General features: G+C 74.6%; 17 protein-coding genes and 1 pseudogene. 4 read left to right on the top strand and 14 right to left on the bottom strand.

Annotation, left to right across the window (positions count from 1 at the left end):
- Positions 1–6 precede the first annotated feature (6 nt).
- Positions 7–927 (bottom strand): glutaminase, encoded by a 921-nt coding sequence (locus ACWDRR_RS21860; protein ID WP_449773841.1) that lies wholly within the window; start codon positions 925–927, stop codon positions 7–9.
- 102 nt (positions 928–1,029) lie between these two features.
- Entirely contained in the window at positions 1,030–1,626 is a 597-nt protein-coding gene (locus tag ACWDRR_RS21855) for an MBL fold metallo-hydrolase (protein ID WP_449773840.1), read from the bottom strand.
- Positions 1,627–1,771: 145 nt separating this feature from the next.
- Here ACWDRR_RS21855 and ACWDRR_RS21850 point away from each other — a divergent pair, with 145 nt between their 5' ends.
- Positions 1,772–2,680, top strand: a complete 909-nt coding sequence (locus tag ACWDRR_RS21850) for a GlxA family transcriptional regulator (protein WP_449773891.1) — start codon at positions 1,772–1,774, stop codon at positions 2,678–2,680.
- 109 nt (positions 2,681–2,789) lie between these two features.
- Here the strand turns inward: ACWDRR_RS21850 and ACWDRR_RS21845 are convergent.
- Together ACWDRR_RS21845 and ACWDRR_RS21840 are read right to left on the bottom strand one after the other, a co-directional pair.
- Positions 2,790–3,395, bottom strand: a pseudogene (locus ACWDRR_RS21845) (NAD(P)-dependent oxidoreductase); the annotation flags it as partial.
- On the bottom strand, positions 3,320–3,781 hold the full coding sequence (locus ACWDRR_RS21840; protein ID WP_449773839.1) for a hypothetical protein: 462 nt from the start codon (positions 3,779–3,781) through the stop codon (positions 3,320–3,322). The gene ACWDRR_RS21840 and the pseudogene ACWDRR_RS21845, both read right to left, overlap by 76 nt.
- 122 nt (positions 3,782–3,903) lie before the next feature.
- Here ACWDRR_RS21840 and ACWDRR_RS21835 point away from each other — a divergent pair, with 122 nt between their 5' ends.
- Positions 3,904–4,740: a DUF1963 domain-containing protein gene (locus ACWDRR_RS21835; RefSeq protein WP_449773838.1), complete on the top strand. Its 837-nt coding sequence runs from the start codon at positions 3,904–3,906 to the stop codon at positions 4,738–4,740.
- A gap of 108 nt (positions 4,741–4,848) precedes the next feature.
- Here ACWDRR_RS21835 and ACWDRR_RS21830 read toward each other — a convergent pair whose 3' ends face one another.
- From ACWDRR_RS21830 to ACWDRR_RS21795, 8 genes are all read right to left on the bottom strand, one after another.
- Positions 4,849–5,856 (bottom strand): MsnO8 family LLM class oxidoreductase, encoded by a 1,008-nt coding sequence (locus tag ACWDRR_RS21830; RefSeq protein ID WP_449773837.1) that lies wholly within the window; start codon positions 5,854–5,856, stop codon positions 4,849–4,851.
- Between the two features lie 107 nt (positions 5,857–5,963).
- Complete coding sequence (locus ACWDRR_RS21825) at positions 5,964–7,391, bottom strand: GH1 family beta-glucosidase (protein WP_449773836.1); 1,428 nt, start codon at positions 7,389–7,391, stop codon at positions 5,964–5,966.
- 28 nt (positions 7,392–7,419) lie between these two features.
- Positions 7,420–8,256: a carbohydrate ABC transporter permease gene (locus tag ACWDRR_RS21820; RefSeq protein WP_449773835.1), complete on the bottom strand. Its 837-nt coding sequence runs from the start codon at positions 8,254–8,256 to the stop codon at positions 7,420–7,422.
- Positions 8,257–8,260: 4 nt separating this feature from the next.
- A complete protein-coding gene (locus ACWDRR_RS21815; protein ID WP_449773834.1) occupies positions 8,261–9,202 on the bottom strand; it encodes a carbohydrate ABC transporter permease in 942 nt (313 codons plus the stop codon).
- Between the two features lie 23 nt (positions 9,203–9,225).
- Entirely contained in the window at positions 9,226–10,512 is a 1,287-nt protein-coding gene (locus tag ACWDRR_RS21810; RefSeq protein WP_449773833.1) for an ABC transporter substrate-binding protein, read from the bottom strand.
- A gap of 383 nt (positions 10,513–10,895) precedes the next feature.
- The gene (locus tag ACWDRR_RS21805; RefSeq protein ID WP_449773832.1) at positions 10,896–11,966 is read right to left on the bottom strand and encodes a LacI family DNA-binding transcriptional regulator; all 1,071 of its coding nucleotides are present in this window, start codon (positions 11,964–11,966) and stop codon (positions 10,896–10,898) included.
- 206 nt (positions 11,967–12,172) lie between these two features.
- Positions 12,173–13,645, bottom strand: a complete 1,473-nt coding sequence (locus ACWDRR_RS21800; protein WP_449773831.1) for a glycoside hydrolase family 16 protein — start codon at positions 13,643–13,645, stop codon at positions 12,173–12,175.
- 103 nt (positions 13,646–13,748) lie between these two features.
- Positions 13,749–15,209: a glycoside hydrolase family 64 protein gene (locus ACWDRR_RS21795; protein ID WP_449773830.1), complete on the bottom strand. Its 1,461-nt coding sequence runs from the start codon at positions 15,207–15,209 to the stop codon at positions 13,749–13,751.
- A 337-nt stretch (positions 15,210–15,546) separates the two neighbouring features.
- Between ACWDRR_RS21795 and ACWDRR_RS21790 the strand changes: the two genes are divergently transcribed.
- Both ACWDRR_RS21790 and ACWDRR_RS21785 read left to right on the top strand, forming a co-directional pair.
- Entirely contained in the window at positions 15,547–15,909 is a 363-nt protein-coding gene (locus tag ACWDRR_RS21790) for a DUF1304 domain-containing protein (RefSeq protein WP_449773829.1), read from the top strand.
- Positions 15,906–16,460 (top strand): TetR/AcrR family transcriptional regulator, encoded by a 555-nt coding sequence (locus tag ACWDRR_RS21785; RefSeq protein WP_449773828.1) that lies wholly within the window; start codon positions 15,906–15,908, stop codon positions 16,458–16,460. The genes ACWDRR_RS21790 and ACWDRR_RS21785 overlap by 4 nt, the downstream gene beginning before the upstream one ends.
- A gap of 85 nt (positions 16,461–16,545) precedes the next feature.
- Here the strand turns inward: ACWDRR_RS21785 and ACWDRR_RS21780 are convergent, their stop codons facing one another.
- The gene (locus ACWDRR_RS21780; protein ID WP_449773827.1) at positions 16,546–17,496 is read right to left on the bottom strand and encodes a JmjC domain-containing protein; all 951 of its coding nucleotides are present in this window, start codon (positions 17,494–17,496) and stop codon (positions 16,546–16,548) included.
- Between the two features lie 140 nt (positions 17,497–17,636).
- The gene (locus ACWDRR_RS21775; RefSeq protein ID WP_360641609.1) at positions 17,637–17,828 is read right to left on the bottom strand and encodes a hypothetical protein; all 192 of its coding nucleotides are present in this window, start codon (positions 17,826–17,828) and stop codon (positions 17,637–17,639) included.
- Positions 17,829–18,078: the final 250 nt, after the last annotated feature.

The raw sequence follows: 18,078 nt of genomic DNA, 5'->3' as shown, positions 1-18,078 counted from the left end.
CGGACGTCAGAAGACGGACCAGCCCGTGGCCGTCGTCAGCGCGTCCAGGGCCGCGACCCCCAGCACCGAGTTCCCGGCCGCGTCCAGGCCCGGGCTCCAGACGCAGACCGTGCCCCGGCCCGGCAGCACCGCCAGCACTCCCCCGCCGACCCCGCTCTTGCCCGGCAGCCCCACCCGGTAGGCGAACTCCCCCGCCGCGTCGTACGTGCCGCAGGTGAGCAGCACCGCGTTGATCCGCTTGGCCTCGCTGCGCGACAGCAGCCGCGAGCCGTCGGCGCGGGTGCCGTGCCGGGCGAGGAAGAGCCCGGCCAGCGCGAGGTCGCGGCAGCTCGCCTCTATCGCGCAGTGCGCGTAGTAGTGCGCGAGGACGCTGTCGACCGGGTTGCGCAGGTTGCCGTAGCTGGCCATGAAGTGCGCCATCGCGGCGTTGCGGTGGCCGTGCTGCGCCTCGGAGGAGGCCACCGAGTCGTCCACCGCGACGGCCGGGTTGCCGGACTCCGTGCGCAGGAAGTCCCGGACGGCGCCGACGGCGTCGCCGGTCAGCTTCAGCAGCCGGTCGGTGACGACCAGCGCCCCGGCGTTGATGAACGGGTTGCGCGGGATGCCGTTCTCGGACTCCAGCTGGACCAGCGAGTTGAACGGGTTGCCGGAGGGTTCGCGGCCGACGCCCCGCCAGAGCTCGTCGCCGCCGTCCGCCAGGGCCAGGGCCAGGGTGAACAGTTTCGACACCGACTGGATCGAGAACGGGTGCTCCCAGTGCCCGGCGCCGAACACCGCGCCGTCCACGGTGGCGATCGCCATCCCGAAGGCCGTCGGGTCGGCCTGGGCGAGGGCGGGGATGTAGTCGGCGGCCCGCCCCCGTTCGGGCGCCCGCCGGGCCGCCTCCATCGCGTCCTGCAGGAGCACCTGGTAGTCCGTGTCGTTCACGCTGCCATTGTCGGCCACCCCGCCGGCCGGGGCGGAGCCGGGGCCGATCCGGCGCACGCCGGGCTCGGGGGTCCCGGCCCAGCGGGGCGCGGGGATCCCGGCCTAGCGGGGCGCGGTGTCGTCGGCCGGGAAGGCGGGGCCGTGGCCGGGCACGATCAGGTCCGCGGCCGCCAGCACCCGGAGCCGGGAGAGCCGCAGGACCTCGTGGTCCGGGGCCACCGGGTCGTCGACCGGACCGTTCGGCCGCCACCACAGGTCGCCCACGAACGCGACGACACCGGCGTCGGTGCCGGCCAGCAGAGTGATGTCCTCGCGGCTGTGCCCCGGTGTGCGGATCAGCCGCAGCGACCGGGTGAGCTCGTAGCCCTCCGCGTCGCGGTCGGTCCACTGGTCGTGCCGGTAGATCGCCTTGTGGTCGTGGACCCTGGCCTCGCCGAACAGGCCGACGTTCATGGTGTTGTCGGGGTGGTGGTGGCTGAGCACCACGTCGGTGATGTCGTCGGGGCCGAGGCCCAGCTCGGCGAGCGGGCCGAGGATCCGGTCGCGGCCGGCCACCATCCCCGGGTCGACGATCACATGGCGGTCCCCGTCGCCGAGGTAGGAGACGGTGGCGGCGACCCCGGGGCCGGTGGAGAGGGTGTAACCGGTGGTCAGGATCGTGTAGCGGGCGCTGCGGCCGAGCGGTGCGTCTGTCGTCATGCCCTCAGTCTTCCGAGCGGCCCGCACCGCCACGAGTGGCCGCACTGCCAGCGATCGCAGGATTCGTGCCACACCGGATTCGTGCCACACTCCTGCGGTGCCGCCCTTCACGACGATCGCCGCCTACGCCCCGCCCGGCGTCGGCATGCTCGGAGCCGGCATCGTCTCCGAGGTCTTCGACGCACGCGGCCAGGGGCTGCCCCGGTTCGACTTCGCCCTCTGCACCGACCGGCCGGGGCAGGTCCGCACCGACACCGGGCTGCCCCTCGTGGTCGAGCACGGCCTGGACCGGCTGGCCGCGGCGGACCTCGTCATCGCCCTGCCCTGGGCCGACTTCCGGACACCGCCGGGGCCCGCCGTGCTCGACGCGCTGACCGCCGCCCACGAGCGCGGAGCGCTGGTCGCCGGGCACTGCGTCGGGGCCTTCGCGCTCGCCGCGGCCGGGCTGCTCGACGGGCGGCGGGCCACCACCCACTGGCGCTTCGCCGCGCTGCTGGCCGAGCGCCACCCGGAGATCGCCGTGGAAGCCGACGCGCTCTACATCGACGAGGGCCGGATCGCCACGGGCGCCGGCGCCGCCGCCGGCTTCGACCTCTGCCTCCACCTCCTGCGCCGCGAGCACGGCGCCGCGACGGCCAACGCCATCGCCCGCGACCTGGTGCTGCCCTCCCACCGCGACGGCGGCCAGGCGCAGTACCTGGCCACCCCCGTCCCCGAGGACTGCCAGGACGAGCGCCTCGCCGACGTCCTCGCCTGGGCCCGCGCGCACCTGGACCGGCCGCTGCCGGTCGCGGAGCTGGCCCGGCGCTCCCTGATGAGCAGGCGGTCCTTCGCCCGCCGCTTCACCGCCGCGACCGGCACCACTCCGCACGCCTGGCTGCTCGGTCTGCGGCTGAGCAGCGCCGAGGAGCTCCTGGAGACCACGGAGCTGCCGGTCGAGGAGATCGCCCGCCGGGTCGGCTTCGGCAGTGCGGCCGTCCTGCGCGCGCAGTTCGTCCGGCGTCGCGGTGTGCCGCCGCGCTCCTACCGCCGCTCCTTCTCGCGCACGCCGTAGCCGTTCGGGGCCGCTCCGGGCGTCGACCGGCGACCACCGGTACGCCGTCCGGGCGGCCGGCGAGCAGCGCGGCGAGGTGGTCGGCGCACCGGCGGGCCGCGGTGGCCACGGCTCCCCTGGTCATCCCGGCCACTTGCGGGGTGAGCAGGGCGATTCGGCAGGGCGTTCGGCAGGCCGAAGAGCGGGGAGGCGAAGGCCGCGTGCTCGTGCTCGAAGGTGTCGCCGGCGGCCGCCGCGAGCGGGTGCGCCGGGTCGCGCAGCGCGCCGGCCAGGGCCGCCTCGTCGACGATGCCGCCCGGGCGGTGTTCAGCAGGATCGACCCGGGCCGCATCGGCGCCGGCTCCGCCCGGCCGATCGGCCCCCGGGTCCGCGGGGCGAGCGGCGGGTGCGGCGAGACGACGTCGCTGCCCGCCTGGAGTGCGGGGAGGGAGGGGGCCGTCGGCACCGGGGTGTCGGCCGGCTGCCGGGTGAGGCCCCGGACCGCCATGCCGAGGGCGCCCGCCCGCTCGGCCGGCACCCGGCCGATCCGGCCCAGCCCGACGATGCCCAGGGTCGGCTCGGACAGTTCCGCCGCCGGTGCGGCCGGCTGCTGCCGGCCGCCGCGGTGCGCGGCCGCGTTCTGCGCCGGGAGGTCGCGGGTCAGGGCCGGCAACTGGGCCCGGGCGGACTCCGCGACGGCGTTGGCGTTGGCCCCCGGGGTGTGCGCGACGGTGACCCGGTGCCGGGTGGCGGCGGCCGGCTCGACGTGGTCGGTGCCCGCCCCGGCCCGGCCGACACGCGCAGCCGGTGGGCGGGCGAGGGGTGGGTCGCGGCCGCGAGGAAGGCGGCGCGCAGCGGCACCCCGGCCCGGGACTTGACGGCGTGGTGGCCGCGGCCGTCGCGCACGGTCGCGGCGATCAGCGCGGACTCGTCGAAGGCGTCGAAGGCGGTGAAGGCGGTGAAGTCGACCCGGCCGGCCCGGGCGGCCCGCGTGCCGGGGTGGTCGGCCACCCGCCGCAGGTTCAGGGTGACGGCCGGCCCGTGGCCGAGCAGCCGCTCCAGCTCCCCGGCGAGCAGCGCGCCGGGAGCCTCGTCCAGCAGCAGGACCCGCGCGCGATCCATGCCCTCCTCGTCCCTCCTCGTCCCGCCCGTCGCGCGGACCCTGCCGGCCGCCGCCGACGGTCCGGCCGGACGGGGCGGCGGCCCGCGACCGCGGTGTCGGTGCGGGGTCCTAGAGTGGCGGCATGATGCGCCCCAACCCTGTGACCGCCGAGGACGAGCGGACGCTCCGCCGGCTGATCGGCGAGGCCGGCCTCGGGCCCTGGGCGGGCGAGTTGGTGGGGGTCGCCGAGCACGGCATCGCCCTGGGGCCGCGCCCCGCCGACCACCGGGGGCCGGAGCCGTTCTCCCGGTGCGGCGGGGTGCCGGCCGTCCCGCCCGGCTTCGTCTGGCCGGGTACCGAGCCCGGTCCGGAGCCGCTGCCGGAGTGCTTCGTGGCGCAGGTCGACCTGGCCGAGGTCGCCCCGGCGGACGTCAACGGCCTGCTGCCGCCCCGCGGCCTGCTGTACTTCTTCTTCCTCGGCCACGACGGCTTCGGCGGCCGTGACCCGGTGACCGTCCTCCACTTCCCGGACCGCACCGCCGCCGACACCGCGCCGTACGACGTGGCCGCCGATCCGGCGTTCGCCGATCCCGAGGACGGCTGGGGCGCCCCGCCGTGGGAGTTCACCGGTCCGCCGACCCCGCTGTACGCCGCCGGCAAGGCCATGCTGGCGCGGGTCGGGCGGTTCCACGACGAGCCGCTCCTCGACCTCCCCGAGGAGGCGGCGGACCGGCTGGCCGCACTGCCCTCCACCGCCCTGGACGTCGCGCCGCAGCACCGTGCCTCCATGGTGCTGCTCGGCCCCGACCGGGAGTCGGACCAGTACGTGGTGCCGCCGCACGGCCGCGGCCCGGAGCGCGTCCTGCTCGCCGCGGGCCGCCCGGACTTCACCGGCTGCCCGCTCTACTACGTCATCCGTGACGAGGACCTGGCGGCCGCCGACTTCAGCGGGGTCGAGGCCGTCACCGTCCAGTACTGACCGCGCCGGGGCGGCTCCCGCAGGCGCGGCGGCGTCCGCTGTTCACCCGGGCCGGGCTGCGCGACACGGACGCGGCTCCCGCACGCGCGCCGGCGCCCGGCTCCCCGGTCAGAGCGGGCGGACCGCCTCGGCGAGGAGGCGGTAGGAGTCGAGCAGTGCCGCGCGGTCGTAGCTGCTGGTCGTGACGAGGAACTCGTCGGCCCCGGTCCGGGCCATCAGCTCGGCGAGCCGGGCGGCGGCCTGCGGCGGCGTCCCGGCGATGTGCCCGCGCAGCGACTGCTGGTAGGCCGCGCGCTCGCGCGGGCTCATCTGCCGGTTCAGCACCTCCTCGGCGGGGGCGAGCGGCGGGAACTCGCCGTGGGTGCGCGCGTGGGCGCTCGACCAGGCCTCGGCCACCAGCAGGCGCTCGGCCTCCTCGGCCGTCGCGGCGACCGCCACCGTGCCGGAGACCACGACGTGCGGGCGCGCCGCCTGCGCGGAGGGGCGGAACCGGGCGCGGTAGCGGTCGATGGCGGCCAGCATCCGCTCCTCCCCGCGCACGGCGCCGATGACCAGCGGAAGCCCGGCGTCGGCGGCGATGTCGGCGCCCGCGCCGGTGGCCAGGACGAAGGCCGGGACGTCCAGGCCCTCGGCGGGGCGCGCGTGGACGTCCTGCCGGGTGCGCCCCGACCCGTCGAAGTAGCCGAGCAGCTCGGCCAGTTGCTCGGCGAAGCGGTCCGCGGCGTCCTTGTCCCGGCCGAGCGCCCGCCGGACGCCGTCGGTGAAGGCCACCGAGCGGCCCAGCCCCATGTCGATCCGGCCGGGGAAGAGCGCGGCGAGCACCCCGAACTGCTCGGCCACCACCAGCGGCTGGTGGTTGGGCAGCATCACACCGCCCGTCCCGACCCGGATCCTGGTCGTGGCGGCCGCCACCGCCGCGGCGAGCACGGTCGGTGCCGACCCGGCCACGCCGGGGACACCGTGGTGCTCCGACACCCAGAACCGGTGGTAGCCGAGCTGCTCGGCGTGCCGGGCGAACGCCACCGTGTCCCGCAGCGCCTGGGCCGGCTCCTTCCCCTGTCTCGTCCGGGAACGGTCCAGTACCGAGAGACGGATCGCAGGCGCAGCAGTAGTCACCTCAGCGGCAACGACCGCCGTCACGGCTCGCATTCCCGGTCCGGCGCCCCTGAAGCCGGGTCCGGCGCCCCTGAGGCCGGGGTCCGGGGTCAGAACGGCGGTCGGGGTCAGGCCGGCGGGCCGGCCGGGCGGAGCTCGCCGGTGCGGACGACCTCCGCGTACCAACGGGCACTGTCCTTGGGGGTCCGGCGCTGGGACGCGAAGTCCACGTGGACGATCCCGAAGCGCTTGCCGTAGCCGTAGGCCCACTCGAAGTTGTCCAGCAGCGACCAGACGAAGTAGCCGCGCACCGGGGCGCCGGCGGCGATCGCGCGGTGGACGGCGGTGAGGTGGGCCCGCAGGTAGGCGATCCGCTCGGGGTCGCGCACGGCACCGGACGGGTCGCTGTAGTCGTCGTAGGCGGCGCCGTTCTCGGTGATCAGCAGGGGCAGGCCGGGCAGGTCGTCGCGGAGCCGGGTGAGCAGTTCGTAGAGGCCGTCCGCGTCGACGGGCCAGCCCATCGCGGTGCGCTCGCCGTCGGCCGGGAGGAAGCGGATGCCCTGGTCGGCGGGCCACGGGGAGCGTTCGCCGCCGTGGCCGTCCTGGCGCGGGGCGGGGTCGGCCGGGTCGTCGGCGGCGACCACCGTCGGGGTGTAGTAGTTGATGCCGAGCGCGTCGACGGGCCGGGCGATCTCGGCGAGGTCGCCGTCCCGGACGAAGGACCAGTCGGTGACGCCGGCCGTGTCGGCGAGCACGTCGGCCGGGTAGCGCGCGTGGAACACCGGGTCGAGGAAGATCCGGTTGGCCAGGCCGTCGATGCGCCGGGCGGCCTCGCGGTCGGCCGGGTCGTCGCTGCGGGGGCGCACGGCCGCCAGGTTGAGGGTGAGCGAGACCCGGGCCCCGGCCGGGAGTTCGGCGCGCAGCGCGCCGACGGCGAGGCCGTGGGCGAACAGCAGGTGGTGGTGGGCGGCGAGCGCGGCGGCCGGGTCGGTGCGGCCGGGGGCGTGGACGCCGCTGCCGTAGCCGAGGAACGCGCTGCACCACGGCTCGTTGAGGGTGGTCCAGGCGCCGACGCGGTCCCCCAGGCGGCCGGCGACCAGGGCCGCGTACTCGGCGAACCGCCGGGCGGTCGACCGGTCCGTCCAGCCGCCGGCGTCCTCCAACTCCTGTGGCAGGTCCCAGTGATAGAGCGTGGCGACCGGGGTGATGCCGTGCTCCAGCAGCCCGTCGACCAGCCGGTCGTAGAAGTCGAGCCCGGCCTTGTTGGCCGGGCCGCTGCCGCCGGGCCGGACGCGCGGCCAGGCGATCGAGAACCGGTAGGCGGGCAGGCCGAGTTCGGCCATCAGCGCGATGTCCTCGCGGAACCGGTGGTAGTGGTCGGTCGCGATGTCGCCGGTGTCGCCGTTGCGGACCTTCCCCGGCGTCCGGCTGAAGGTGTCCCAGATGGACGGGGTGCGGCCGTCCTCCCCGGCCGCGCCCTCGATCTGGTAGGCGGCGGTGGCCGCGCCCCAGAGGAAGTCGGCGGGGAACACGAGGGGTTGGGCGTGGTCGGTCATGTCGCCTTCCGGAGTGTGGGTCGGGGGGTCAGCCCTTGACGGCGCCCTGCATGATGCCGCCGACGATCTGGCGGCCGAGGAGGCCGAAGACCAGCAGGACGGGGAGCGTGCCGATCAGGGTGCCGGCCATGACGATCGACTGGTCGGGAACGTACCCCTGTCCCAGGGACTTCAACGCGACCTGCACGGTGGGGTTCTGCGAGCTGAGCGCGACGACCGGCCAGAAGAAGTCGTTCCAGGTGGCCATGAAGGTCAGCATGCCCAGCACCGCCATGCCCGGACGGGCGGCCGGCAGCACGATCGAGCGGAAGATCCGCAGCAGCGAGGCGCCGTCGACGCGGCCGGCCTCGATCAGTTCGTCCGGCAGCGCCTGGATCAGGTACTGCCGCATGAAGAACACCCCGAAGGCCGAGACCAGCGAGGGCAGGATCACCGACGGCAGGGTGTTCTGCAGGTCGAGCCGGACGATCACCATGAACAGCGGGATCACGCCGAGCTGCGGCGGGATCATCATGGTGGCGACGGTGACCGCCAGCAGCAGGCCGCGGCCGCGGAAGCGCAGCTTCGCGAAGGCGAAGCCGGCCAGCGTCGAGGAGAGCACCACCCCGGCCGTGACGGTGGCCGAGACGATCAGCGAGTTCAGCAGCGCGTCACCGATCGCGGCCTGCCGCAGGGCCTCGCCGATGTTGTGCAGCAGGTTGGGGCCGGGGGTCAGCGCCGGTGCGGCCGAGCTGAGTTCGGCGTTGGAGCGGCTGGCGGCCACCAGCGTCCAGTAGAACGGGAACGCGAACACCAGGGTGGCGGCGATCAGCACCACGTGGACGAGCGGGCCGCCGTGCAGCGGGGAGCGGGGAGTCGGTCGCATGCGGTCACCGGTCCGTACGGTTGCGCCGGGCGGCGATCGCCGCGTTCAGCAGGGCGAGGACGACGATCAGCAGGAACATCACCCAGGCGACCGCGGCCGCGCGCCCGAGGTGGAAGAAGCTCCAGCCCTGCTCGTACAGGTAGAGGCCGAGGGTCTGGTACTGGTGGGAGATCCCGCCGCCGGCGTTGCCCTCGTACAGCAGCGGTTCGCCGAACAGCTGGGTGGCGCCGATGGTGGAGACCACGACGGTGAAGACGATCGTGGGGCGCAGGCCCGGGACGGTGATGTGCCGGAACTGCTGCCACCGGGAGGCGCCGTCCACCGCCGCCGACTCGTACAGTTCGCCGGGGATGGCCTGCATGCCGGCGAGGTAGATCAGCGCGTTGTAGCCCGTCCACCGCCAGGTGACGATGGCGGAGACGCCGAACTGCGAGGCCCAGGTGTCGGCCTGCCAGTCCACCGGGCTCAGGCCCACCTGGCCCAGCACCCAGTTGATCAGGCCGTAGTCGCGCCCGAAGAGCTGGGCGAAGACCAGCGTGGCGGCGGCCACCGAGGTCGCGTACGGCAGCAGCATCGCGATCCGGTAGAAGGACCGGCCGCGCAGCCGGTAGTTGAGCAGGTGGGCCAGGCCGAGGGCCATCAGCAGCTGGGGAACGGTGGAGAGGACCCCGATGGTGAAGGTGTTGCGCAGCGCGTTCCAGAAGAACGGGTCGGCCAGGAGGCGGCTGTAGTTCTGCAGGCCCAGCCAGTCCATCCGGTCGGTGGTCTGCAACTCGACCCGGTGGAGCGAGACGTAGGCGGTGTAGAGCAGCGGGAACAGCCCGAAGGCGGCGAAGAGGACGAAGAACGGGGCGAGGAAGCCGTAGGGGGCGAGCCGCCCGGCCCGGCCGGTCCCGGGCTTCGCCGGGTCGGCCGCGCGCAGGCGGGCGGCGGAGGTGATGGCCATCGTGATGACGTCCTGAGTATCCGTCAGCTGCCGTTCGCCTTGCGGATGTTGTCCATCGCGTGCTTCCAGGCGGTGTCGGGTGCGGTACCGGTCCGCTCGACCTCGCCGAGGGCGTCGGTGAAGGCCTTGCCGATCACGCCGTCGTCCACACCGAGCACCTGGGCCGGCATCGCGGCCGCCGACTCGCTGAAGATCCGGCCGATCGGCGCGTTGTTGAAGTACGGGTCGGTCACGTCCTTGATCGCGGCCTGCGCGCCGGTGGACGACGGGAAGGAGCCCTGCTTGGTGAAGAGGGTGGTCTGCTGTTCCTTGGCGGTCAGCCAGGCGATCAGCGCGGCGGCCTCCTTGGGGTGCTTGGCGGTCTTCGGGACGGCCAGGTAGGAGCCGCCCCAGTTGCCGGTCCGACCGGGACCGGGGGCGACGTCCCAGGTGCCCGAACCGGCCTCGCCCGCCTGGCCCTTGATGTAGCCGAGCATCCACGCGGGGCAGCTGAGGGTGGCGAACTTCCCGGTGCTGAAGGCCTTGTTCCACTCCGGCGTCCACTGCGGGAGCTTCGCCGACAGGCCGTCCGCGACCAGCCGGCCCGCGTCGCCCCAGGCGGTCCTCACGGCCTGGCTGCTGTCGAAGACGGGCTTGCCGCTCTCGTCGGCGTAGCGCACCTTCTGCTGGCCGACCTCGGCGGTGAAGAGCCCGGCCGCGCTGTCGGTCCAGACGTTGCCGGCCTGGGCCTTGCCGACGTACTCCTTGCCGAGGTCCAGATAGCCCTGCCAGGTCGACCAGCGGGCGGCCAGTTCGGTGCGGTCGGTGGGCAGGCCGGCCGCCTTGAACAGATCGGTGCGGAAGCAGATCGCCTCCGGACCGATGTCGGTGCCGGCCCCGAGCACCCGGCCGTCGGCGGTCTTCACGGCGGCGCCCTTCCACGGCACCAGTTCGTCGTTGACCGAGCCGAGGCCGAGGGTCTTCAGATCGGTGAACTTGTCGGCCTGCTTCTGCAGCACGCTCGCCACCCGGCCGACCTCCAGGCCCTGGATGTCGGCCAGGCCGCCGCCGCCCGCGAGCTTGGTCTGCAGGGCCTGCCAGTACTGGCCCTCGTCCTGGGTGTCGGTCTGCTTGACGGTGATGTTCGGGTGCAGCTTCATGTACTCCTCGTAGAGGCCGCTCTCCTTGAAGCCGAAGGTGCCGAAGAGGTCGACGGTGACGGTCACCTTGCCGTCGGCGGCGTCGGAGGAGCCGGCGGAGCTGCCGCAGGCGGTGAGCAGGAGGGTGGCGGCGAGGGCGGTGCTGCCGAGCACGGCGGCGGAGCGGCGCATGTGGACTCCCTGGCGGGGCGGGTGGGGTTCGTTTCGGGCGGCGCGGGCGAGCGGGGCGCGAGGACGCAAGGACGAGGGGTCGCCGAGCGAGCCCGGAAGGCGACGGGGCGGGGCAAGGGCCGGTCTGCTGTGAGAGCGCTCTTGAGAGCGCTCTCAAGCGCTGAGAGGAGAGTGCCGTGCGGGCGACGCGGCGGTCAAGAGGTCGAAACCCGAACGTAATCTCCGGGACACCGCGGGCCGCGCGTTCAGGGCATGAAGGCGGACGCCGGGGCGACGGGACGCGACACCGAGCACGCGGGCGGCACCGGGCGCGGGGGCCCGGAGGCGCCGGGCGGTCAGGCGGTCAGGCGGTCAGGCAGTCAGGCAGTCAGGCAGTCAGGCAGTCAGGCGGAGGCTCGCAGGATCAGCCGGGTCGGGGTGATCACGGAGGTGGGGCCGCCGGGTCGCAGGCCCGGCGGGAAGCCGGCCGCCGGCCCGGGGCGCGCACCGGCAGCGACCAGCCGGCGCAGCAGCAGTCCGGCCATCAACCGGCCCATCTCCTCGATGTCCTGGCGCACCGTGGTCAGCGGCGGCTCCGTCCAGGCGGCGATCGACTCGACGTCGTCGAAGCCCACCACCGCGACGTCCTCCGGCACCCGGCGGCCCGCCTCGCGCAGGACCCGCAGCGCGCCCGAGGCCATCGCGTCTGAGGCGGCGAACACCGCGTCCAGGTCGGGCCGGCGGGCCAGCAGTTCGGCCATCGCGCGGCCGCCGCCGTCCGGGGTGAAGTCCCCCTCGGCGATCAGCGCCGGGTCGCCGTCGGGCAGCACGTCCCGGTAGCCGTCCAGGCGGTCCAGCGAGGAGGTCTGGTCGAGCGGGCCGGTGACGGTGGCGATGGCGGTGCGCCCGAGCGCCCGCAGGTGGCCGACCGCCAGCCGGGCGCCACCCCGGTTGTCGCTGTCCACGTACACCAGGTCGCGGTCGGTCTCGGCGCCCGCCCAGCCCGGTCGGCCGCCCACCACGAAGGGCAGCCCGACCTTGCGCGCCATCCCGGGCAGCGGGTCCGGCTGGTGCAGCGAGAACAGCAGCGCGCCGTCCACATGGCCCCCGGCCAGGTAGCGGCCGACCCGCTCGTAGTCGTGGTGGTCGTCGACCATCATCAGGACCATCTGGTGGTCGGCGGCGGCCAGCTCGCGGCCGATGCCGCGCAGCTGCTGGGCGAAGAACGGGTCGGAGAACAGCCGGCTGCCCGGCTCGGCCACCACCACGGCCACGGCCCGGTTGTGCCGGGTGACCAGCGTCCGGGCGGCCGGGTTCGGGACGTAGCCGAGCTCCTCGACGGCCCGCCGGACCTTGTCCTGCAGGGCCTCCCGGACCCCCTCACCGCCGTTCACCACCCGCGACGCCGTGGCCCGGGAGACCCCGGCCAATTCGGCGACCGACTCCAGCGTCGGACGCGGCGTCTGCTCCGGCACCGTGGGCTCCTCTCGCGCGCGGACGCTTTCGTCCTCCAGAGCCTAGCCGGTCGCCGGGCCGACGGTGAGAGCGCTCCCAGCCGGTCGAGGCAGCCGCTGGCCGAGGCGGCCGGTCCGGCGGTCCCCCACCGCACCCCGACCGACCCCGCCGGGCACGCCGGAGCGGTGGCGGACGGCAACCGTCCGCCACCGCGCGGCGCCCCGCGTCAGGTGGTGCTGAAGGTGAACCAGTTGACGTTGACGAAGTCGGCCGGCTGGCCGCTGGTGAACGTCAGGTAGACGTCGTGCTTGCCGGTGGTCCCGCCGATGTTGGCCGGGACGGTCGTCCAGTTCTGCCAGCCACCGGTGTTGGCGACCGCGAACGAGCCGATCGGGGCGGCCGTCCGGCTGTCCAGGCGGACTTCGACCAGACCGCTGACACCGCCCGCCGCGCCGGAGGCGACCCGGGCCTTGAACTGCCGGGCCGGGGTGCTCCCGAAGTCGACGCCCGGGTAGAGCGCCCAGTCACCGTTGGCGAGCGCGGCGAGGTTCTGCCCGCCGCCGGTGTCGGTGGTGGACTCCAGGGCCGTCCCGGACTGCCCGCCGTAGGCCTCGGCCTGGATGGTGCCGTAGGCGCTCACCCCGCCGCCCGGCGGCGGGGTGGTGGGCGGCGTGGTCGGCGGCGTGGTCGGCGGCGTGGTCGGGGGCTGGGTCGGCGGCGTGGTGCCGCCTCCGGAGCGGTAGACCGCGACGTAGTCGACCAGCATCGGGACGCCGGAGGCGGTGGCGGCCGTGGGTGTCCGGTACCCCGCCACCGGGTCGGGGAAGGCACCGCCCATGGCGACGTTCAGCAGGACGAAGTGCCCGTGTGCGGTGGCCGCGTCCCAGGTGGCGGCGTCCATCTGGGCCGCGTTGACGGAGTGGTACTGCACGCCGTCGACGTACCAGCGCAGTTGCTGCGGGCTGACGCTGCGGTCCCACTCCAGCGCGTAGGTGTGGAAGTTGCCCTGGCAGGCCGAGCCCGGGCAGGCGTGCACCGCGCCGAGACCGGTGGTCTCGTTGCACGGGCCGCCGGGGTTGCCGCCGCAGTGCAGCGTGCCCCACACCTGGTTGACGCCGTTGACGTTCTCCATCAGGTCGAACTCGCCGATGGTCGGCCAGTTCCAGTAGTTGCCGCGGTACGGCGCGCCCAGCGTCCAGAAGGCCGGCCAGTAGCCGGCGGCGGCCGCGCCGGTCACGTTCGGCATCTGGATCCGGGACTCGATGCGCAGCTTCCCGCCGGCGGGCGGCTCGAAGTCGCTGCGGCGGGTCTCGATCCGGCCGGAGGTCCAGTTGCCGTTGGCGTCCCGGATCGGGGTGATCCGCAGGTTGCCGGTGCCGTCCTGGCGGAGGTTGGCGGTGTTGGCGGTGTAGGTCTGGACCTCGCCGGTGCCCCAGTTGGCGGCGCCGCCCGGGTAGCTGGTGCCGGTGTCGACGATCCAGTCGGCGCCGGAGGGCAGGGTGTCGGCGGCGCCGGCGAAGTCGTCGCTCCAGACGGTGGTCCAGCCGGAGGGCGCGGGCGGGACGGCGGCCGTGGCGGTGCCGAGCAGCGCCGCGCAGAGCGCGGTGGCCGCGCCGGCGGCGGTCAGGACAGTGGCCAGCGCGCGGCGCGGGCGCCGTCGGCGGGTGGCGGTGGTTCTGGGTGCGGTGGTCCGGAACACGGTGGTGCACCTCCGTGGGTGGGCGGATGTGGGGGTGAGGCGTGGTGGGGCACGGCGGCGGGACGGGCAGGGCGAGCGGTCCGCGCGGTGCGGGTGCCCGGGGCTACCAGCCGATACCGAGCGTCAGCCCGGTGGGCGGAGCGGCGTTGCCGAGGATCTGGACGGACGACTGGTCGTTGATGTCGTCGTAGGGGAAGGCGTACGAGCGGCCGCCGAGGCTGATGCCGTGGAAGTAGGCGGCGTAATCGTTGGCGGCGTCGGCGCTGCGGTAGTAGGCCGCGGGCCGGTACCAGTCGGCCGGGGTGAGCGCCACGCCGCGCTGGAAGGCCGCGCACAGCTCCGCGCCGAGCTGCTTCTCGGTGTCGTTGCCGCTGGCCAGCGCGCCCGCGCAGGCCATCACGTCCGGCGAGCTTGGCTTGGTCAGGTGGAACGGCCCGGCCCCGTTCTTGGTGAAGGTCAGGGTGTTGCCGGAGACCTGCCCGGTGAAGGTCTCACCGAGCCGGGTGAGGGTGAACCGGTTCGCCGTGAAGGTGGACCAGAAGCGGTCGATGACCGGCTGGAGGTAGCCCTGCTGCGCGCCGCCCGCCAGGAAGAGGCCGGAGGAGCGCGGGGCGGTGATGCGGTGGGTGCTCTGCAGCGGGCGGAAGGCGGGCCCGACGGCCGCGGCGTAGCCGGCCATCACCTCGGCCCGGGTGCGGGTGATGCCCGCGGTGGTGTCGTAGCCGCTGGAGGCCTGCCGCAGCCGGGCGGTCATCGGGAAGCCGAACCCGTCGACCTGGGTGGTGTTGCCGCCGAACGCGACCTCGTTGTGGACGTAGGTGTACTCGTACCAGTCGTAGTAGACGTCGCTGTTCGGGTCGGCGGGGTTCTGCGGGTCGGGCCCGCCCCAGCCCTGGTCGTCGGGCGAGACGGGGATGAACAGCGGCGAGCCGAGCGAGATGTAGATGCGGCCGCCGCGGATGGCGGCCGGTGAGGGGACCGTGGCGGCGCGGTCGAGCGTGAAGGACATGTTCGGGTAGTCGACGCCGTTCTTGGTCAGGTGCCCGGGGGCCTTGGCGCCGAGGTGGTCGATGTGCGCCATCGAGCCGTCGGGCCGCAGGTAGGACCACTGACCGGGGGTGGCCATGCCGAGGACGGTCACGTAGATCTGGGCGTCGCCGTAGGTGCCGCGGGTGTTGTTGACGAAGGTGAGCGGGAAGCTGCCCGCCCCGCCGCCGCCGTTCGAACCGCCCGAACCCACGGTGGTGGTGAAGTGCGGGGTGTCGTGGAGCGGCCCGGCCTTCTCGTAGGTGAACCAGTACTCCAGGGTCGAGCCGGTCACCAGGCCCGCGGCGGTCTTCTCCCAGCGGCCCGCGACGGCCGTCATCCGGAAGTCCTGCTGGCCGCCGGTGCCGGGCCGGTAGTGGACGTCGACCAGGGTGGCCGGCGTGGCCGGGGTGAAGGTGAACAGGACCGAGCCGGGGCCGGCGGTGGTCGCCGACTGGGTGTAGTCGGCCGCCGCCTGCGCGCCGGCCGCCGTCCACAGGCCGGCCAGCAGCAGGGCGAGCACGGTGAGGACCGCCACCGGGACGCGGTGGCGGGGCGCGGTGGCGCGGGAGGACCGGCCGGCCGGCCCGGACCGGGCGGACCGGGACACGGGGGCGGGGACGGGTGGGGGTGGGGGTGGGGTTGCCGTCATGGGGGATGCCTTCCCTCGGCGGTGGGAGCACGGCGGGCGACGCTCTGAGAGCGCTCTCAGAGCGTCGACACACTGTCCCGCCCGGCCGGGCGGCGGTCAAGAGGTGAAGCGGTGGAACTTCCTTGTGGAGTCTGTGACTTCATCTCTTGAAACGAGACGGCTGGCAGCCATTCTGGACATGTGTCTATTATTGTTGGACAACAGTCCAGAAAGGAGCCCCGTCATGGGCATCGTCGCGAGCACGCTGGTGGGCCTGGTGGCCGCACTGCACGGATACATCCTGGTGCTGGAGATGTTCCTGTGGGAGCGTGCGCCCGGGCGCGGGCTCTCCGGGTTCGACCCGGCGATGGCCAGGGCCACCGCACCGCTGGCCGCCAACCAGGGCCTCTACAACGGCTTCCTGGCCGCCGGCCTGGTCTGGGGGCTGATCGCGGACGACCCGACCGGCTTCCGCGTCCAGGTCTTCTTCCTCTCCTGCGTGGTGATCGCGGGCCTGTACGGCGGGGCGACCGCCAACCGCCGGATCCTGTTCGCCCAGGCCCTGCCCGGCGCGCTCGCGCTGGCCGCGGTGCTGGTCGCCCGATGACCGACGCACGGGCCGACCGCACCCGGGCCCGGCTGCGCGCCGCCCTGCTGGCCGAGTGCGCCGAGCGCCCGCTCGCCGAGGCCAGCGTGGCGGCCGTGGTCCGGCGGGCGGGCGTCGGGCGGGCGACCTTCTACCTCCACTACGAGGACCTGCAGGCGCTCGCGGTGGACGCCTGCGCCGAGGTCGTCCGGGACGCCGTCGACGCCCTGCACGCCTGGCGCGGCACCCCCGACCCGGCCGCCCCGCCGCCCGCCCTCGTCGCGTTCCTCGCGGACGTGGAGCAGCACGCCGCGGTCTACCGCTCGCTGCTGCTGCCCGGCGGCACCGGCCCCCTGGGCGAGCTGCTGCACCGCGAACTCCGGGAGCGCAGCCGCACCGAACGGGAGCTGGCCGGCGCGCCGCACGCCGAGCTGGTCGCCACCGCCGTCGCCGCGACCTTCACGGCGCTGCTCGCGGACTGGCTGCACGCCCTCGTGCCGGCCACCGCCGGCGAACTGGCCGCCCACAGCTGGCGCCTGCTGATCTCGCTGCACCGCACCCCGTTCGCCTGAGCCGGCCCGCGCCGGCCCGCCGCGCGCCGGGGCGGTGCCCGGGGGCGCTCCGCCCTCAACGGCCTACCCGGGGGCGGCCCCGCCCTCAGGGGTGCGCCGGGCCCGGCTGCGCCCCGTCCCCGGCGGCGGGGCGCAGCAGCGAGGCCGCCAGGCTGCCCGGTGCCGGCGCCGCCGAGGGCTGCTCGGACCGGAGCATGTCCAGCGAGACCCGGGACCACTCGACGTCCGCCAGGTGCTTCGCGAGCAGCTCGACGCGCTCGCGGTAGAGGGCGGCCCGGTCGAGGTCCGAGAAGGCCGGCGGCAGGACTTCGCGCAGCGGCTCGAACCGCTCGGCCGCCCCGGCCAGCAGGCTGCGCAGGACCCGCTCCCAGGTGATCCCGCGCAGGCCGATCGACAGGTGCAGGGAGGGTTCGTCGGTGGTCTCGCCGACGTGGACGAAGCCGCGCGGCAGGTAGAGGCACTCGCCCTCCTTGAGGACGACGTCGAGCACCGGCTCGCCGACCTCCGACGGGGCCACCGCGCGGGCGCGGCTCGGCAGCCGCCGCACGGGGGCGCTCACCCGCCAGCGCTTGGAGCCGTGGAGCTGGCGCAGGAAGATCCCCACCAGGTCGAAGTGCGGAGCCGCGCCGCGCGCCCGAGGGGGCGTCAGAAAGGCGGTGCAGTCGGCCTCGTAACCGGTCTCGCGGGCCACGTCGGCGGCGAAGCGCGCCACCTCCGGGCTGTGGTTCTGGAGCTCCTCCAGGGTCAGCGTCGCGCCGCCGGCCACCAGTTCGGCGACCTTGCCGCCGTCGGCGAGCTTCTCGCGGCTCCTGGGGTTGCTCCCCCGGTTGCGCAGCACGCGCTCCGCGGGCAGCAGTTCGCCGTCACGGAAGAGCCGTACCGCGGTCATCGGCAGGCTGCTGTGAATCAGCCGCTCGGCGCTCTCCAGCGAGAACACGTCACCGAAGTCGCCCAGGCCGGTGCTGACGAAGGGCTCGCGCTCCCAGGCGGTTTCGAGGGTCGGCAGGTCGTCCACGAGCCGGAGCAGACTGTCCACGAGAGCCTCACAGGATGATCGGGTGCCGGGCGGGAGGGCGACGGCCGGCCCGTGCGGTTGCGCCCGCACGGGCCGGCCCGGCCTCGTCCCGCCGGGACCGTCCGGTCCGGCGGCGGGTCGGCCGTTGACGAAGCGTCGGGCTAGACGCCGGCGGGGCCGTCGGCGGCGCTGGCGTTGAACTGGATCCCGCAGCCCGCCAGGTCCTCGTCCTCGTCACCCACGCTGTGGGCCTGCACCTCGTCGTCCACGGCACTGGCGTTGAACTGGATCCCGCAGCCCGCCAGGTCCTCGTCGTCGCCGCCCACGCTGTGTGCCTGCACCTCGTCGGACATTCGGATCTCCTCTCGCTCGCGCTCGGACGTCGGCCGACGTCACAGTGCGACGCTAGGAGCCGCCGGTTGAACTCCGGTATGTGCGGGGCTTCCTGGCAGCTTGTCCCGCCCCTCGCGGCTCCCCGGTGCCGCTGTTCACCAATTGCTCACCGCGTCCTTGCCAGACATCCTCTTCTCGGCGAAGCTACCCGTCGGAGTACAGACGAAGGCGACCGGCCCCGATCGGGCCGGCCCGAGCTGTGCCCATGGC

The organism is Kitasatospora sp. NPDC003701 (genome assembly GCF_053587085.1).
Note: the sequence above shows the minus strand (reverse complement) of the source record. Positions and strands in the feature narration are given on the sequence as shown.

Coding starts and splice junctions, on each gene's coding strand:
- ACWDRR_RS21815 (WP_449773834.1), bottom strand. CDS start 9,202: ATGGCCATCACCTCCGCCGCCCGCCTGCGCGCGGCCGACCCGGCGAAG.
- ACWDRR_RS21855 (WP_449773840.1), bottom strand. CDS start 1,626: ATGACGACAGACGCACCGCTCGGCCGCAGCGCCCGCTACACGATCCTG.
- ACWDRR_RS21840 (WP_449773839.1), bottom strand. CDS start 3,781: ATGGATCGCGCGCGGGTCCTGCTGCTGGACGAGGCTCCCGGCGCGCTG.
- ACWDRR_RS21785 (WP_449773828.1), top strand. CDS start 15,906: ATGACCGACGCACGGGCCGACCGCACCCGGGCCCGGCTGCGCGCCGCC.
- ACWDRR_RS21835 (WP_449773838.1), top strand. CDS start 3,904: ATGATGCGCCCCAACCCTGTGACCGCCGAGGACGAGCGGACGCTCCGC.
- ACWDRR_RS21820 (WP_449773835.1), bottom strand. CDS start 8,256: ATGCGACCGACTCCCCGCTCCCCGCTGCACGGCGGCCCGCTCGTCCAC.
- ACWDRR_RS21825 (WP_449773836.1), bottom strand. CDS start 7,391: ATGACCGACCACGCCCAACCCCTCGTGTTCCCCGCCGACTTCCTCTGG.
- ACWDRR_RS21810 (WP_449773833.1), bottom strand. CDS start 10,512: ATGCGCCGCTCCGCCGCCGTGCTCGGCAGCACCGCCCTCGCCGCCACC.
- ACWDRR_RS21790 (WP_449773829.1), top strand. CDS start 15,547: ATGGGCATCGTCGCGAGCACGCTGGTGGGCCTGGTGGCCGCACTGCAC.
- ACWDRR_RS21850 (WP_449773891.1), top strand. CDS start 1,772: ATGCTCGGAGCCGGCATCGTCTCCGAGGTCTTCGACGCACGCGGCCAG.
- ACWDRR_RS21775 (WP_360641609.1), bottom strand. CDS start 17,828: ATGTCCGACGAGGTGCAGGCACACAGCGTGGGCGGCGACGACGAGGAC.